The organism is Streptomyces millisiae, from assembly GCF_031845425.1.
GTDB lineage: Bacteria > Actinomycetota > Actinomycetes > Streptomycetales > Streptomycetaceae > Streptomyces > Streptomyces millisiae.
On record NZ_JAVREM010000096.1, the window covers coordinates 1 to 16,522 of the forward strand.

Consider the following 16,522-nt stretch of genomic DNA (forward strand, 5'->3'; position numbering starts at 1 on the left):
CGGGCATTACGGTGGGACACGAAGACCTCCATGCGGTGCAGTCCTAGACAGCTCCACCACATCGGAGGTCTTCGCCATGATCAAGCCCCAACGAGTGTCAACAACGCTCGTGATCAATACACCTAGGCGTAGGCGACGTGGCCGTCGCGCCGGCTTGCGACGTGACGCGGGCGGGCCCACACGGGGGTGGGGCCCGCCCGGCCCTGCGCGCCGGTGCTCCGCACCGGTCGTGTCGACGGCCGTGAGCCGACCACGGTGCGACGTGGCCGTCGCGCCGCCTCGCCGTGTGGGCTGTCGGGCCCTCGCGGGGGTGGGACCTGCGCGGCCCTGCGGGCCCGGGGCCTGCCTGGCGGCGGACAGCCCCGCCTTGGCGGCCCTCGCGCCGCGCGGGCGACGTGGCCGTCGTGCCGCCTCGCCCTGTGGGCTGGCGGGGCCCACACGGGGTGCGGCCCGCCCGGCCCTGGGGGCCGGACCTCGGTCCGGTGCTCCGCACCGGCTGCGCACGGCCGTGTGTGGCCAGGAGCGTGCCCGGCTGCACCCGGCTCCGCCTTGGCGGCCGTCGCACTGCCTTGGCGTGGGGCCCGTCCGGCCCTGCGGTGCCCCTACGGCACCGGTGGGCCTGCCCGGCGGCAGCCGTCGGGTCGCGTGGGCGGCTCCGTCCGGCCCGGTGGGCCCGGCCCGCCTTGGCGGCCGGTCGCGTCGTCTCGCGGCGCCGCGGGCCCGTCCGGCGCTTCGGAACAACTCCCCGGCCCGGAGGGCCCACCCGCGCCGAAGGCGCGCGCCGCAGGCCCACCGCCCCGGCCCGGAGGGCCGGACGGAGCCCCGTAACCGAGCCCGGCCGAAGGCCTAGCGCGCAGCGTCCCGCATGCGGTCGAGGCGGCGGAGGATGACGCCCTCGCGGAGTGCCCACGGGCAGATTTCGAGGGTCTCGACGCCGAACAGGTCCATCGCCGCCTCGGCGACCACCGCGCCGGCGAGGAGTTGGTGGGCGCGGCCCTCCGAGACGCCGGGGAGTTGTTGGCGGTCCCGCACCGGGAGTTCGGCCAGCTTCTGGCCCCACGTCCTGAGGTCCTCGCGGCTGAGGTCGCGGCGCACGTAGAGGCCCTCCGAGGTGCGGGCCGCGCCGGCGATCCTGGCCAGCTGTTTGAAGGTCTTGGACGTGGCCACCACCCGGTCGGCCGCGCCGAAGCGGGTGAAGTCGCCGACCACTCGCGCCACTTGGGACCGCACGTCGCGCCGCAGGCTCCGGACGTCGGCCGGCGTGGGCGGGTCGCCCGGCAGCCTGGCGGCCGTCAGCCGCCCCGCGCCCAACGGCAGGGAGACCGCCGCGTCCGGCTCCTCGTCGAGGCCCAGCGCGATCTCCAACGAGCCGCCGCCGATGTCGAACATCAGCAGCCGCCCCGCCGACCAGCCCAGCCAGCGCCGCGCCGCCAGGAACGTCAGCCGCGCCTCGTCCGCGCCGGACAGCACCTGGAGCGTGACGCCCGTCTCGTCGGCGACCCGCGCCAGCACCGAGTCGGCGTTGCTCGCCTCCCGCACCGCCGAGGTCGCGAACGGCAGCAGGTCGGCGACGCCCTGGTCCTCGGCGACCTCCAGCGCCTCCCGGACGGTGGCGACCAGCCGGTCGACGCCGTCCTGGCCGATCGCGCCGCGCGCGTCCAGCAGTTCGGCGAGACGCAGCTCCGCCTTGTGGGAGTAGGCCGGGAGCGGCCGGGCACCGGGATGCGCGTCAACCACCAGGAGGTGAACCGTGTTGGAACCGACGTCGAGAACTCCGAGCCTCATGGGGGTCAACGCTACCGTCCCCCTTACCCTGACTGTGTGGCGAAGACGAAGAGGGCGAAGCCGGGCAGAACCGTCAGGAAGCTCGACGGGGCGCGGCGGCGCGCGGCAGGTGACGAGGTCGACCTCGATCACTCCAGGGCGTGGGTCGAGTTCCGCGACCCGGCCGACCCCGAGCAGGTGTTCCGATGCGACCTGACGTGGCTCACGTCGCGCTGGCAGTGCGTCTTCGGCAGGGGCTGTCAGGGGATAGAGGCCGGCCGCGCGGCGGACGGCTGCTGCACCCTCGGTGCGCACTTCTCCGACGAGGACGACGAGCGGCGGGTCGGCGAGCACATGGCGCGCCTGACCCCGGAGACCTGGCAGTACCACGCGGAGGGCACCTCGGCGGACGGCTGGGTCGAGAAGGACGAGGACGGCGAGCGGCGCACCCGGCGGATCGACGGCGCGTGCGTCTTCCTGAACCGGCCCGGGTTCCCGGGGGGAGAGGGGTGCGCGCTGCACACGCTGGCGCTGGGGGAGGGGCGCGAGCCGCTGGAGACCAAGCCGGACGTGTGCTGGCAGCTGCCGGTGCGGCGGACCTACGAGTGGGTGGACCGGCCGGACGGCGAGCAGGTGCTGTACGTCTCGATCGGCGAGTACGACCGGCGCGGCTGGGGCCCCGGCGGCCACGACCTGCACTGGTGGTGCACCGGGGCGCCGGCGGCGCACGGGGCGGCCGAGCCGCTGTACGTGACGTACCGGCCCGAGCTGACCGAGATGATGGGGAAGGAGGGGTACGAGGTGCTGGTCTCCCACTGCGAGACGCGGCTGGCGGCGCTGACCGCCGACCGGCGGCCCCTGCTGCCGCTCCTCGCCCCGCACCCGGCCGACCCCTCGCCCACCGCCTGACCCGGGGCGGCCCCCGCCCACGCGGGGGCCGCGTCTCGGGTCGCGGAATCCCTGTCCCAGAACGCGGGCGGGGGGCGTAACCTCGGTGGGAGTCGTATCGGCCCGGCGGGGCGGTCGTATCGCCCCGCGGGGGAAAGGCAGGAGATACAGAGATGGCGACACTGAGGTCCCGCACCGTCACCCACGGCCGTAACGCAGCGGGTGCCCGCTCCCTGCTCCAGGCCGCCGGCGTAGACCGAGCGGACTTCGGGAAGCCGATCATCGCCGTGGCCAACAGCTTCACCGAGTTCGTGCCCGGCCACACCCACCTCCAGCCCGTCGGCCGGATCGTCTCCGAGGCGATCACGGCGGCCGGCGGCATCCCCCGCGAGTTCAACACCATCGCCGTGGACGACGGCATCGCCATGGGCCACGGCGGCATGCTGTACTCGCTGCCGTCCCGGGACCTGATCGCCGACTCCGTCGAGTACATGGTCGAGGCGCACTGCGCGGACGCGCTGATCTGCATCTCCAACTGCGACAAGATCACCCCCGGCATGCTGATGGCCGCGATGCGGCTCAACATCCCGACGGTCTTCGTCTCCGGCGGCCCGATGGAGGCCGGCGTGACGACCCTGGTCGACGGCACCGTCCGCAAGCTCGACCTGGTCAACGCCATCGCCGACGCCGCGAACGACGCCGTCTCGGACGAGGACATCCGCCGCATCGAGGACAACGCCTGCCCGACCTGCGGCTCCTGTTCCGGCATGTTCACGGCCAACTCGATGAACTGCCTGGTCGAGGCCCTCGGCCTGGCCCTCCCGGGCAACGGCTCGGTCCTCGCCACCCACACCGCCCGCCGCGCGCTCTACGAGGACGCCGGCCGCACCGTCGTCGAGATCACCAGGCGGTTCTACGACGAGGACGACGCGACCGTGCTGCCCCGCGCGATCGGCTCGCGCGCCGCGTTCGAGAACGCGATGGCCCTCGACATCGCCATGGGCGGCTCGACCAACACCGTGCTGCACCTGCTGGCCGCCGCCCAGGAGGCCGGCCTCGACTTCGGCCTCAGGGACATCGACGCGATCTCCCGCCGGCTGCCCTGCCTGTCCAAGGTGGCGCCCAACGGCAACTACTACATGGAGGACGTGCACCGGGCCGGCGGCATCCCGGCGATCCTGGGCGAGCTGTACCGGGGCGGCCTGCTCCGCGAGGACGTGCACACCGTGCACAGCCCGTCGCTCGCCGACTGGCTCAAGAGCTGGGACATCCGCGGCGGCTCCCCGTCCCCCGAGGCGGTCGAGCTGTTCCACGCCGCCCCCGGCGGCCGCCGCTCGGCCAGCGCCTTCTCGCAGTCCGAGCGCTGGGAGACCCTCGACACCGACGCCGAGAACGGCTGCATCAGGGACGTCGCGCACGCCTACTCCGCCGAGGGCGGCCTGGCCGTGCTCTACGGCAACCTCGCCGAGGACGGCAGCGTGGTGAAGACCGCCGGCGTCGACGAGTCGATCTGGACCTTCGAGGGCCCGGCCGTGGTGGTCGACTCCCAGGAGGACGCCGTCTCCGCCATCCTCACCAAGCGGGTCAAGGAGGGCGACGTGGTCGTCGTCCGCTACGAGGGCCCGCGCGGCGGCCCCGGCATGCAGGAGATGCTGCACCCCACCTCGTTCCTCAAGGGCCGGGGCCTGGGCAAGAAGTGCGCGCTGATCACCGACGGCCGGTTCTCCGGCGGCACCTCGGGACTGTCCATCGGCCACTGCTCCCCGGAGGCCGCGGCCGGCGGCACCATCGCGCTGGTGCGGGACGGCGACCGGATCAGGATCGACATCCCGAACCGCGCCATCGAGCTGCTGGTCCCCGACGAGGAGCTGGCCGCCCGCCGCGCCGAGCTGGACGGCCGGTACGCGCCGGTCGGCCGTGACCGCAAGGTCTCGGTCGCGCTGCGCGCCTACGCCGCCATGGCCACCAGCGCCGACAAGGGCGCCGTGCGGGACGTCACCAAGCTGGAGGGCTGAGGGCTGAGGGCCGGGGGCTTCGGCCGTCAGCCGAGGTCCTCGACGCGGGTGGCGTAGAGCGTGTTGCCGAGCGTCACCACATAGGCCACCCCGTCGTCCGTGACCACCGGCGGCGGCGCCCAGGCGTCGCTGCCGGCGCCCGGCGTCCCCGGGTGCGGCTCGCCCACGGCCAGCGGCGCCCCGTCCGCGAGCGCCACCCGGTGCAGCCGGCCCTCGCCGTCCGAGAAGTACAGCGCGTCGCCGGCGACGGTGGGGGCCGAGGTGTTCTCCGCGTCCAGGTCGACCGACCACAGCGTCTCGCCCGCCGCCAGGTCGACGGCCGTGACGCCGCCGGCCGTGTCGGTGGCGTAGCCGACGCCGTCCGCCACCACCGTGCGCGGCTCGGCGGCCGCCTCCAGCACGGTGCGGGTCCAGGTGCCGTCCGCCAGGTCGAGCCTGAGCAGCGCGCTGACCACCGGCACGTCCGGGTCCCACTCCTCGAAGTAGGCCGCCTCCGCGTCGATGCCGACCGGCTCGACCAGCCCGGCCGACTCCGCCGGCTGCCCAACCGGCAGCGGCCACTGCTCGCGCCCCGTGCCGTCGAGCAGCGCCACCTGGAGGTCGGAGCCGTCGGACTCGGCGCGGCTGAGCGCCAGCACGTGCTCGGCCGAGGTCAGCACGTCCGTGAGGTAGCGGCCCGGCACCTCCCAGGAGCCCACCGGGTCCGGGGTGGCGAGGGCGTAGAAGCGCAGCGTGCTGTCGCCGTTCTGCACCACCAGGGTGTCGTCGGTGGTGCCCAGCGCCCCGGTCAGCTCGGGCGCGTCGATCTCCCACAGCGTCTCGCCCGCCCGGTCGAGCGCGACCACGCCCTTGTCGGACTGGGTGTAGACGACGCCGTCGGCCGTGACGGCGCGCGGCGCCACGGCCGAGTCGCGCGGCGGGTGGTGGCGCCAGAGCTCGGTGCCGTCCGGCGCGAACAGCACCGTGAGTTCGGAACCCGCGGAGCACAGCAGGTCGGCGTCGACCGGGGCGCACGCCACCCCGCTCGTCGCCGCGTCCCGCACGCCGAGGTCCCGCCAGTCGAGCTCCCAGGGCACGAACGGCTCGGCGGTCGGCCCGGTCGGCTCCGGCACGTTCCCGTCGTCCCGGTCGCGACCGGCCTCCGCGTCGCCGGAGGAGGCCGCCAGGAACACGCCGGTGCCGCTGGCCGCGAGCACCGCGAGGACCGCCGCGCCCACCGCGAGACGGCGCCGCGCCCGCCGCCGCGAGCCGAGCGCCGTCGCGCCGCCCGGGGCCGCGCCCTCGTCCGGGGCGCGCCGCGCCTGCCAGTTCGTCGACTCGCGCACCACCGCCGCCTGGGCGCGGGTGTCGGCGAACGACGCCATCCGCAGCAGCGAGGCCACCGCGGGCCGCCGCTCCGGGTCCTTGGCCAGGCAGAGCGAGACCAGGTCGCGCAGCGCCGGCGGCAGGTCGCCGAGCTCGGGCTCCTCGTGCACCACCCGGTACGCCACCGCGAGCGGGTCGCCGCCCGGCAGCCCGCCCGCCTCGAACGGGCTGTGGCCGGTGGCTGCGAACGCCACCACCGCGCCGAGCGCGAACACGTCGGCCGCGGTCGTCACCTCGGCGCCGCCGGTCAGCTGCTCGGGCGCCATGAACGGCGGCGAGCCGAGCACCGCGCCGTCCTCGGTCAGCCGGTGACTGTCGCTCAGCGCCCGGCTGATCCCGAAGTCGATCACCCGCACCCCGTCCTCGGCCAGCAGCACGTTGCCCGGCTTCAGGTCGCGGTGCACCAGGCCGTGGCCGTGGATCTCGGTCAGCGCCTCGGCCAACTGGGCGCCCACCCGGGCCGCCTCGCGCGCCGGCAGCGGGCCCTCCCGGGCGACGCGGTCGGCCAGCGAGCCGCCCGGCACGTAGAGGGTGGCCAGCCACGGCGGGTCGCCCTCCGGATCGGCGTCCACCACGGGCGCGGTGAAGGCGCCGCTCACCCGCCTCGCCGCCGCCACCTCGCGCCGGAAACGGGCGCGGAAGCCGGCGTCCTCCGCGTACTCGCGGCGGATCACCTTGACCGCGAGCTGCCGGCCGGCGACCGTCCTGGCCAGGTAGACCACGCCCATCCCGCCGCTGCCGAGCCGCCGCTCCAGCACGTACTCGCCGAGCCGCTCCGGCGCCGCACCGTGGTTGTCACTCATGGCAGCTCCCCCGGTAGGCCCGCGATTGCCGGCAACAGCGTACTGGGGCCCGGGCCCGTCTTCCGGACCTTCGCGAGCTCGCCGCGAGCTCGCGGCGAGCGCCCGGGCCGCGGTGCCGGGGACAGGCCCGGCGGCGGCCACCCGGCTGCGGCCATAATCGACCGCATGTCCACTTCTGCCCCCAAGCCCTCATCGTCCGTCACCGACCGCGAAGCCGACGCCCCACTGCCGGAGCCGATCCGCTTCTACGGCACCCGCTGGGTCGACAGGTCACGTGGCTACGCGCCGCGCCGCGTGCTGCTCACCGCCGCCGCGACCCTGCTGACGGTGGCCGGCGCGCTGGCGCTGTGGATCCTCTACGCCGGAGTCGCCGCCGGATCCCCCGCCTGGCTGAGCTCGCTCGTGCTGCTGGCGCTGCTGCTGTGCACCGCGATCGCCTTCACCCGGGCCTGGGCCGGCTACACCAGGCCGCGCCGCGTCGACGCCGTCGACGAGTCGGCGTTCCGCAGCATCATGTTCGTCGGCTTCGTCGGCGTGCTGCTGGCCTACGCGCTGCGCTCGCTCGTCGAGGCGCCGGGCGAGGGGCTGCTGCGCGCCGACCACGAGGCGGCGCTGGAGCGGCACCGGCGGCTGACCGTCAAGCGCTCCGGCAACCCGGCCCGCCGCGGTCAGGGCCGGCGCCGCCGCTGACCCCGAGACGCCCTCAGGGGTGGCCCTGACATGTGTCAGTTTTGATTGACAGGTGGTCGTCGCGCTGAGAGGCTGGGCGCCGCACAGTGGGAACGGCGAGAGGACCTCTCGATGAACGACCCGACGCCGGCCGGCGAGCGGCTGCTCAAGGTGCTGTCCGCCCTCGGCCACCCCCAGCGGATGCGGATCATCGCCGCGCTCACCGCCGAGCGGAACTACGTCAGCCGCCTGGCCCGCGAGATCGGCATGAGCCGCCCGCTGCTCCACATGCACCTCCAGCGGCTCGAGGCCGCCGGCCTCGTCACCGGCACCCTCGAACTGTCCGAGGACGGCAAGGCCATGCGGTACTTCGAGGTCGCGCCGTTCCTCTACGAACTGACCCCGCGGACCATCACCGACGCCGCCGAGTCCCTGCGACCGGAGGAGGAGCCGGAGTCGGCGAAGCGGAAACAGGAAGAGGAAGCACAGTGAACGACTCACCGGTGACCCTGGCCGACGACCCGGCCGGCGTCTGGGCCGCGGGACTCGGCACGGCCGGGATCTTCGCGCTGATGATCGTCGTCGTCTGGCAGGTCGCCGCCAGCTGGCGCGCCCGCATGCTCGCCGGCCGCGAGGACGAGTACAAGCGGCTCGCCCGCAAGTACGCCGAACTGCTGGAGGACAACACCGAGATACTCCGCCGCTACACCGACGAACTGACCGAGACCCGCCGCTCGGTCGCGTCGATGGAGCGGATGATGCGCGAGCTCGACTGAGCGGGAAACACCGGACCATGAGCACCCATCCCGGATTCGGCTCCCGCGAGTTCGCCACCTCCTTCAACAGCGTCGCCGCCGAGTACGCCACGGCCCGCCCCGACTACCCGGCCGCCCTCTACGACGCGATCGAGGAGCTCGCCGACCGCCCGCTCGCCGGCGCCCACGTCCTCGACGTCGGAGCCGGCACCGGCCTCGGCACCCTCCCCCAGCTAACGCTGGGAGGTGCCCCCATCCATGCTGCGGCGCGGCGCCACCGTCACCGCCGCCGAGCCGGGCCCCGGCATGGCGGGACAGCTCCGCGCCCGCCTCCCGGCCGTCCGCCTGGTGCGCGCCGACGGCAACGCGCTGCCGTTCACCGCCGGCGCGTTCGACCTCGTCACCTACGCCCAGGCGTTCCACTGGACCGACCCCACCCGGGCCGTCCCCGAGGCCCGCCGGGTGCTGCGCCCCGGCGGCGCGCTCGCCCTGTGGTGGAACGTGCCGGACCGGGCCGTCCCGTGGCAGCGCGACAGGAACACCGACTGCGCGCCCGGCTCCCCATGTACCACCGCGGCGACGTCTCCGCCGACGCGCCCCGCGTGCTCGCCGCCCTGGACCCGGCCCTGACCACCGCCTACCGCGAGGTCGGCTGGAGCCGCGTCCTGCCGCTCGCCGCGCACCTCGCCAACCTCGCCACCCACTCCTTCTTCGCCGTCCTCGGCCCGGAGGCGTCCAGGGCGTTGATCGACGACGAACGCGCCCTCCTCGAACGGGAGTTCCCGGAGGGCCAGGTCCGGGAGAGCTACACCGTCCGCCTGACGGTGGCCCGGGTGCGAGGATGAGCGGTATGAGCACCATCACCCACAAGATCGCGGTCCTGGGCGCCGGCAAGATCGGCGAGGCGCTCCTCGGCGGCCTGCTGCGGTCCGGCCGCCCGCCGGCCACCCTGCTGGCCACGGTCCGCCGCCCCGAGCGCGCCGCGGCGCTGCGCGAGCGCCACGGCATCGAGGTCGTCGACACCGCCGAGGCCGCCAAGACGGCCGACACCCTCATCCTGGCCGTCAAGCCGCAGGACATGGGCGCCCTGCTCGACGAACTGGCCCCGCACGCCACCGCCGACCGCCTCGTCATCTCCGCCGCCGCCGGCATCACCACGGCCTTCGTGGAGTCCCGGCTGAGCGAGGGCACGGCCGTGGTCCGCGTCATGCCGAACACCCCGGCCCTCGTCGACGAGGCCATGTCGGTGATCTCCGCCGGCCGCCACGCGACCGACGCCGACCTGGCACACGCCGAGGAGATCTTCGGCGGCGTCGGCCGCACCATGCGGCTCCCCGAGTCCCAGCAGGACGCGGCGACCGCGCTCTCCGGCTCGGGCCCCGCCTACTTCTACTACCTCGTCGAGGCCATGACGGACGCCGGCATCCTGCTCGGCCTGCCGCGCGACAAGGCACACGAGCTGATCGTCCAGGCCGCGATCGGCGCGTCGGTGATGCTGCGGGACAGCGGCGAACACCCGGTGACGCTGCGGGAGGCGGTGACGTCGCCCGGCGGCACGACGATCAGCGCGATCCGCGAGCTGGAGAACCACGGCGTACGGGCCGCGCTGATCGCGGCGATCGAGGCCGCCCGCGACCGCAGCCGAGCCCTGGCCGGGCCGGCCTGAGCACCCCGCGGCTGCTGGCCTGACGCCGGGTTCTTCCCCCACCCACCCGCGGCGCGTACCCGTCCTGCGGCCGGGCCGAGTAGGACGGCCACGTCCGGTTACGTCGCGATCGCCCGCAGCACCGGCAGGCGCCCCGCGCGGAACGCGGGGAGGAGGGCCGCGACGAGGCCCACCACCGCCGACGCGGCCAGGACCGTCAGGAGCGTCGGCCAGGGAATCTCCAGCACGTCGAAGCCCTCGAGCGCCAACACCCGCTGCGCCGTCACGCCCCAGGCCAGGCCGAGCCCGAGCCCGAGCACCGCGCCGAAGACCGCGATCACCACCGACTCCAGGCGGATCATCCGCCGCAGTTGCCGGCGCGAGAGGCCGATGGCCCGCATCAGGCCGATCTCGCGGGTGCGCTCCACCACCGACAGCGTCAGCGTGTTCACCACGCCCAGGATCGCCACCACGATCGCCAGCGCCAGCAGCCCGTAGACGATGTTCAGCAGCGCGCCGATCTCGTCCTCCAGCAGCTGCTTGTAGTCGGCCTGGTTGTTCACCTCGTACATCGGGAACTCCCGCAGGCTCTCCTGGAGCGCCGCGTACGCCGCGTCCTCCGCGCCGTCGTCTGCCGTGGCGAACAGCGTCGTGGTCGACGGCATCCGCTCAGCCGGCAGGTGGGCCCGCGCCGTGTCGAGCGCCAGGTACATCGCGCCCTGGTCGAGGACCGTGTCCTCCGAGGTGATCGCGGCCAGCGTCAACGGCACCGTCTCGCCGCCCACGAACCGCGCCGTCAGCTCGTCGCCCACGGCGAGACCGTGCTCCGTCGCGAACGACTCCGGCACCGACAGGTGGTCCGGCTCGTACGCCGCCGCCAGCTCGCCCGACAGCGTCTCGGTCCGCAGGTCGTCCGCGTACGTCGGGTCGGCCGCCACCAGCTCCTGCGCCGAGCTTCCCCCGTCCGCGGTCGTCAACTCCACGCTCACCGACGTCAGCTCGGTCACGTGCCCGAGCCCGGGCGTCTCCCGGACCGCCCGCACCGCGTCCGGCGTGAACGCCTGCGACGAGGACGAGTCGACGATGAAGTCCGCGCCCACCGACCGGTCGAGCTGGTCGGAGGCCGAGGCCACCACGGAGGAGCCGACCACCCCGAGACCGCCCACCAGCGCAAGACCGATCATCAGCGCGCCCGCCGTGGCCCCGGTGCGCCGCGGGTTGCGCAGCGCGTTGCGGCCGGCCATCCGGCCCACCGGGCCGAAGGCCCGCAGCACCACCGCGCTCACCGCCCGCACCACCACGCTCGCCAGCAGCGGCGCCACCACCACCGCGCCCACCAGCGTCGCCAGCAGCCCGAGCCCCAGCAGCGCCGAACCCCCGGACGCCTCGTCCGAGTTGGCCGCCGCGACCAGCGCCGCCGCGCCCGCCCCGCTCAGCAGCAGCCCGAGCGCCGCCCGCACCCGGCCGGCCCGCCCGTCGCCCGGCGTGCCGGCCTCCCGCAGCGCCGCCATCGGCGACACCCGCCCGGCCCGCCGCGCCGGCAGCCACGCGGCGACCAGCGTCGTCACCACGCCCACCGCGAGCCCCGCCACCGGCACCGCGGCCGTCACCGTGAGCCGCGAGGTGTCCATGGTGACGCCCGCCGCGTCCATCAACGCCATCAGGCCGACCGCCAGGCCGATCCCCGCCCCGATGCCCAGCACCGAGCCGACCACGCCCAGCAGCAGCGCCTCGGTCAGCACCGAGCGGTTGACCTGGCGGCGGCTGGAGCCGATGGCCCGCATCAGGCCGATCTCGCGGGTGCGCTGGGCGACCAGCATGGAGAAGGTGTTGACGATCAGGAAGATCCCGACCAGCACCGCGATCCCCGCGAAGCCCAGCATCGCGTACCGCACCACGCCGAGGAAGCCGACCTCGTCGCGCAGCGCCTGCTCGCCCTCGGCCCGTGTCTCCACGTCGTAGCCGTCCCCGAGCGCCGCCACGATCCGCTCCCGCAGCTCGTCGTCGGACACGCCGTCCGCGGCCACCACCTCGACCGTGCTGATCTCGTCCGCCGCGCCGAGCAGCCGCTCGGCCGCCGCCGCCGGGTCGAGCAGCACGAACGCCGCGCCCGGGTTGGTGTCCCGGAACGACGCGAGACCCGTCACCTCGACCGTCACCCGGCCGGGCACCGCGACGATGTCCAACCGGTCGCCGATCGCCACGCCCTGCCGCTCCGCGGTGTCCGCGTCGAGCAGCGCCTCCCCGGGGCCCGACGGCGCCCGGCCCTCGGCCAGGTCCATGGAACGCTGGATCGCCGGCCCCCAGTCGGCGCCGAACGTCGGGCCGCCCGACCCGTCGATCTGCTCGCCCCCGGCGTCCACCAGCGTCAGGTGCTCCGTCATCACCTGGCCGTCGGCCGCAGCCACCCCGTCGACCGCCCGCACCCGGTCGGCCACGTCCGCCGCGATGGTGTCCGGGCGGCCCGTCTCCTGCGCGTGCTCCTCCGCCACCGGCGCGACCCGGACGTCCGAGGTCAGCGATCCGAAGAAGCGGTCGAAGGTCGAGTTCAGCGTCCCGGTGAACACCAGCGTGCCGCAGACAAACGCGACCGACAGCACGATCGCCATCCCGGACAGGACCATCCGGCCCTTGTGCGCGAAGAAACTCCGCAGCGAGATCCGCAGGACGGTCACGACACCCTCCCGCGCGCGTCGAAGCGCCGCATCCGGTCCAGCACCAGCTCGGCGGTGGGCTCGGCCATGTCGTCCACCACGCGCCCGTCCGCCAGGTACAGCACCCGGTCCGCGTACCCCGCCGCCACGGGGTCGTGGGTGACCATGACGATGGTCTGGCCGAGGTCGTCGACGGAGCGGCGCAGGAAGCCGAGGACTTCGGCGCCGGCGCGGGAGTCGAGGTTGCCGGTGGGTTCGTCGCCGAAGATGATCTCGGGTCGGGCGGCGAGGGCGCGGGCGACGGCGACGCGCTGCTGCTGGCCGCCGGAGAGCTGGTTGGGGCGGTGCCTGAGACGGTCGCGCAGGCCGACGGTGGACACGACCCGGTCCAGCCAGTCCTTGTCGGGCTTGCGCCCGGCTATGTCCATCGGCAGCGTGATGTTCTCGATCGCGTTCAGCGTCGGCAGCAGGTTGAACGCCTGGAAGATGAAGCCGATATGGTCCCGCCGCAGCTGTGTGAGCTTTTTGTCCTTAAGGCCCGTGATCTCCGTCGACCCGATCCAGATCCGTCCGCTGGTCACCGTGTCCAGACCCGCCAGACAGTGCATCAACGTCGACTTGCCGGACCCCGAAGGCCCCATGATCGCGGTGAACTCACCCCGCCGGACGTCGATGGTGACGCGGTCGAGCGCCACCACCCGCGTCTCCCCGGCGCCGTACGCCTTGACGACACCCTCGGCCCGCGCGGCCACGGCGCCGCGGGCCGCGACGCGCCCCGCGGAAGGAATCGGTACAGCCGTTGCCACGGTCGGTCTCCTCTGCTGGAACAACTCACACTGCTCTGTCGGGTACGCAGAAACAGTGCCGTTCAGCAGGGCACCGGCACGATGGTGCACACGTCCGTATCCGGGGTGGGGACTACCCCACCCTCTCCGCTCCCGTTGACCCCAGCGCGTACATCCGCGCGATCACGTCCTCGATGTCCGGCTCCCGCACCGACAGGTCGACCAGCGGATACCCGGCCGCCACCGCCGACACCAGCGGCGCCGCGCTCGCCGACGCCGGGAACGCCAGCCACTGCCGGGGCCCCTCCACCCGCACCGTCCGCGCCCCCGCTACCTCGATCGGCGGCAGCTCACGCTCCAGGTCCACCACCAGCGTCCGCTCGCTCTCGCCCACCTCGTGCAGGCCCGCGAGCGCCCCGTCGTACATCAGCCGACCGTGGTCGATCACCATCACCCGCGAACACAACTGCTCGATGTCGGTCAGGTCGTGGGTGGTCAGCAACACCGTCGTCCGCCGCTCCACGTTCAGATCCCGCAGAAACGTCCGCACCTTCGCCTTGCTGATCACGTCGAGCCCGATCGTCGGCTCGTCCAGGTACAGCACCTCGGGGTCGTGCAACAGCGCCGCCGCGATGTCCCCCCGCATCCGCTGCCCGAGCGACAGCTGCCGCACCGGAACGTCCAACAACGCCCCCAGGTCCAGCAGTTCGACGCACCGCTCCAGGTTCGCCCTGAACCGCGCCTCGGGCACCCGGTACATCCGCCGCACCAACGCGTACGAGTCACGCAGCGGCAGATCCCACCACAGCGTCGTCCGCTGCCCGAACACCACCCCGATCCGCCGCGCCAGCCGCGTCCGCTCCCGCGACGGATCGATCCCCGCCACCCGCAGCCGGCCCCCGCTCGGCGTCAGGATCCCCGTCAACATCTTGATCGTGGTCGACTTCCCGGCCCCGTTCGGCCCGATATAGCCCACCATCTCGCCCCGCGCCACCCGGAACGAGATCCCGTCGACCGCGCGCACCTCCTCCCGCGTCCTGCGCAGCCGCCCCACCCGCCGCCGCACCTGGAACACCTTCTCCACACCGTCGAGTTCGACCAGCACGTCATCCGGCCCGGCCATGTCGGTCATCTCAGCTCCCCGTACTCCGATAGCTCCGCACGCCCGCCCGCCACGCCACCGCCGCGATCCCGCACAGCGCCGCCGCCACCACCGGCGACAGGAAGTCCACCCAGCCCGGCAGCCCCAACGGATCCTCCCGCCCCAACAACCGCAACGCCGGCAGCCAGTTGACGAACGCCAGCGGCACCACGAACGTCACCCCCTGCACCAGCTCCCGCCCGAAGATCGTCGGCGGGTACTGCAACAGCGCGTTCCCCCCGTACGTGAACGCCGCCTGCACCTCCGACGCGTCCTGCGCCCAGAACTGGAACACCCCGCCCAGCGTGAAGAGCGCCCCGAAGATCACCGCACCGCAGAGCACCATCATCACCAGCAGCAGCACCCGCCCCGGCGACCAGTCGAGTTCGAGCGACGCCAACGCCCACCCCAGCACCCCGCCGCCCTGCAACGCCCGCCCGAGCCGCCGCAGCGCGAACCGGTCGGCCGCCACCTGCAGGAAGAGCGGCACCGGACGCACCAGCATCGCGTCCAGCGACCCGTCCCTGATCCGCGACCCGAGCCGCTCCATCGGCCCCATCACCAGCTGCGCCAACGACAGCGACAGGCTCGACGTGCCGTAGAGCAGGCCGACCTCGCCCACCGAGAAGCCACCGAGGGCGTCCACATGGGCGAACATGATCAGCACGGCGACGAAGTCCAGCAGCGAGATGCCCGCACTGCCCAACGTCACCAGCACGAACGACGTGCGGTACGTCATCGTCGACCGCACCCACATCGCCACGATCAGCCCGTAGGCCCGCAACGCGTCAACCACCCTGCGCCACCACCCTGCGCGTCGCCGCCGCCTGCAACGCCCGCCCCAACAGCAGCAACACCAGCGCCCAGGCCGCCGAGAACGCGAAGGCCCCGACGACCCCCACCCCGGCGTGCCGGCCGAGCAGCACGTCCGCCGGCACCTGGAGCATCGCCGCCCACGGCAGCCACCGCACCACCTCGCCGAAGGCGCCGGGGAAGACGGTCAACGGCAGCAGCATCCCGGAGAAGAAGATGGAGCTGATGGTGGAGACCATGTTGATGCCGGAGCCGTCGAGCAGCCAGAACGCCGCGAGCGCCGCCAGATAGCGGAGGGCGAAGCTCACGGTGATCCCGAGCACCACGGCCACCAGGAACCACAGCCACGTCAACGGGTTCGCCGGCAGCGCGAGCTCGAAGGCCAGCGCCCCCGCGACCATCGGCCCGATCCCGCGCCCCAGCAGCTGGAACGCGCCCCGGCCCAGGTCCGAGGCCAGCCACCACAGTTGGAGATCCGCGGGGCGGTAGAGGTCGATCGCGATGTCCCCGGTGCGGATCCGCTCCTGCAACTCCTCGTGGAATCCGCCGCCCAGCAGGGCCACCGCCCCGATCAGCCCCTGCCCCACCCAGACGAACGTCAACGCCTGCGCCTGGTCGTAGCCGCCGAGTCCCGGCCGCTCGTCCCAGAGCGCGACGAAGGTGTAGGCGAGGATGAAGCCGAAGACCGTGTTGGTGAAGACGCCGGCGGCGGTCGCCGCCCGGTACGTCGCGTAGCGCTTGAAGCTGCTGAGGGAAACCGCCCGGTACAGCCCGGACGTGCCCATGGTGCGCCCCCTCCCACCTCTCTCCTACCGAGCCGCGTGAGCCTAGCCAGCCGCCGCCGCCCCGAGCCACCGAAATATCCAGGCCGCCGCCCGGCCTTGGGCGTTGGCGGGGCGAGCGGTCTCAACTTGACACCGCCGAGGCCGGTCCGTAAGGTCCTTCGAGCTGTCCCGGAAAGGGAACTCCGACAAGGAAGTTCCGGCCGGGAGAAGCAATCGCTCCCAGCGAAGCCCGAGTTCGAGAAAATCGGACGCGAAACACGTGGTAGAGTTGGGAACACCGAAGGGAAGCCCGGAGGGGCCCGAAAGGGAATCAAAGGTAGCGTCCGTTCCTTGAGAACTCAACAGTGTGCCAAGAAGTCAATGCCAGATTTTTGATTGATCAATGCGAGAATCAAATTGTTCTCGTGGATGATCTTCTTTGAAGCATTCACGGAGAGTTT

Annotated in this window: 15 protein-coding genes; 8 read left to right on the forward strand and 7 right to left on the reverse strand. The window is 73.5% G+C overall.

Annotated elements, in window-relative coordinates; translation table 11 throughout:
- Positions 1-846: 846 nt before the first annotated feature.
- Positions 847-1,785 (reverse strand): Ppx/GppA phosphatase family protein, encoded by a 939-nt coding sequence (locus RNC47_RS33670; RefSeq protein WP_311604392.1) that lies wholly within the window; start codon positions 1,783-1,785, stop codon positions 847-849.
- A 36-nt stretch (positions 1,786-1,821) separates the two neighbouring features.
- Between RNC47_RS33670 and RNC47_RS33675 the strand changes: the two genes are divergently transcribed.
- Both RNC47_RS33675 and ilvD read left to right on the forward strand, forming a co-directional pair.
- Complete coding sequence (locus RNC47_RS33675; RefSeq protein WP_311604393.1) at positions 1,822-2,673, forward strand: hypothetical protein; 852 nt, start codon at positions 1,822-1,824, stop codon at positions 2,671-2,673.
- A 152-nt stretch (positions 2,674-2,825) separates the two neighbouring features.
- Positions 2,826-4,667 (forward strand): dihydroxy-acid dehydratase, encoded by a 1,842-nt coding sequence (gene ilvD, locus RNC47_RS33680; protein WP_311604395.1) that lies wholly within the window; start codon positions 2,826-2,828, stop codon positions 4,665-4,667.
- 26 nt (positions 4,668-4,693) lie between these two features.
- Here the strand turns inward: ilvD and RNC47_RS33685 are convergent, their stop codons facing one another.
- Positions 4,694-6,835 carry a serine/threonine-protein kinase gene (locus RNC47_RS33685; RefSeq protein WP_311604397.1) on the reverse strand — a complete coding sequence of 714 codons (2,142 nt, stop codon included), beginning with the start codon at positions 6,833-6,835 and terminating at the stop codon, positions 4,694-4,696.
- A 165-nt stretch (positions 6,836-7,000) separates the two neighbouring features.
- On the opposite strand from RNC47_RS33685, the gene RNC47_RS33690 reads away from it, so the two are divergent.
- The 6 genes from RNC47_RS33690 (at position 7,001) to proC (ending at position 9,925) form a co-directional block, all read left to right on the forward strand.
- Positions 7,001-7,525 (forward strand): hypothetical protein, encoded by a 525-nt coding sequence (locus tag RNC47_RS33690; protein ID WP_311604399.1) that lies wholly within the window; start codon positions 7,001-7,003, stop codon positions 7,523-7,525.
- Positions 7,526-7,636: 111 nt separating this feature from the next.
- Positions 7,637-7,996, forward strand: coding sequence for an ArsR/SmtB family transcription factor (locus RNC47_RS33695; protein ID WP_311604400.1), 360 nt, complete (start codon positions 7,637-7,639; stop codon positions 7,994-7,996).
- The gene (locus tag RNC47_RS33700; protein WP_387087553.1) at positions 7,993-8,280 is read left to right on the forward strand and encodes a hypothetical protein; all 288 of its coding nucleotides are present in this window, start codon (positions 7,993-7,995) and stop codon (positions 8,278-8,280) included. Before RNC47_RS33695 ends, RNC47_RS33700 begins: the two co-directional genes overlap by 4 nt.
- A 237-nt stretch (positions 8,281-8,517) precedes the next feature.
- Positions 8,518-8,889: a class I SAM-dependent methyltransferase gene (locus RNC47_RS33705; protein WP_311604401.1), complete on the forward strand. Its 372-nt coding sequence runs from the start codon at positions 8,518-8,520 to the stop codon at positions 8,887-8,889.
- Complete coding sequence (locus tag RNC47_RS33710) at positions 8,862-9,104, forward strand: hypothetical protein (RefSeq protein ID WP_311604402.1); 243 nt, start codon at positions 8,862-8,864, stop codon at positions 9,102-9,104. Before RNC47_RS33705 ends, RNC47_RS33710 begins: the two co-directional genes overlap by 28 nt.
- 14 nt (positions 9,105-9,118) lie before the next feature.
- A complete protein-coding gene (gene proC / locus RNC47_RS33715; protein ID WP_311604408.1) occupies positions 9,119-9,925 on the forward strand; it encodes a pyrroline-5-carboxylate reductase in 807 nt (268 codons plus the stop codon).
- Positions 9,926-10,023: 98 nt separating this feature from the next.
- Here proC and RNC47_RS33720 read toward each other — a convergent pair whose 3' ends face one another.
- The 5 genes from RNC47_RS33720 to RNC47_RS33740 all read right to left on the reverse strand — a co-directional run bounded on the left by RNC47_RS33720 (position 10,024) and on the right by RNC47_RS33740 (position 16,082).
- Positions 10,024-12,579 carry an ABC transporter permease gene (locus RNC47_RS33720; protein ID WP_311604403.1) on the reverse strand — a complete coding sequence of 852 codons (2,556 nt, stop codon included), beginning with the start codon at positions 12,577-12,579 and terminating at the stop codon, positions 10,024-10,026.
- Positions 12,576-13,346, reverse strand: coding sequence for an ABC transporter ATP-binding protein (locus RNC47_RS33725; RefSeq protein ID WP_394814943.1), 771 nt, complete (start codon positions 13,344-13,346; stop codon positions 12,576-12,578). Before RNC47_RS33725 ends, RNC47_RS33720 begins: the two co-directional genes overlap by 4 nt.
- Positions 13,347-13,476: 130 nt before the next feature.
- Entirely contained in the window at positions 13,477-14,475 is a 999-nt protein-coding gene (locus RNC47_RS33730) for an ABC transporter ATP-binding protein (protein WP_311604405.1), read from the reverse strand.
- 1 nt (position 14,476) lies between these two features.
- Entirely contained in the window at positions 14,477-15,241 is a 765-nt protein-coding gene (locus RNC47_RS33735; RefSeq protein WP_311604409.1) for an ABC transporter permease, read from the reverse strand.
- A gap of 31 nt (positions 15,242-15,272) precedes the next feature.
- Positions 15,273-16,082: an ABC transporter permease gene (locus tag RNC47_RS33740; protein WP_311604406.1), complete on the reverse strand. Its 810-nt coding sequence runs from the start codon at positions 16,080-16,082 to the stop codon at positions 15,273-15,275.
- Positions 16,083-16,522 lie beyond the last annotated feature (440 nt).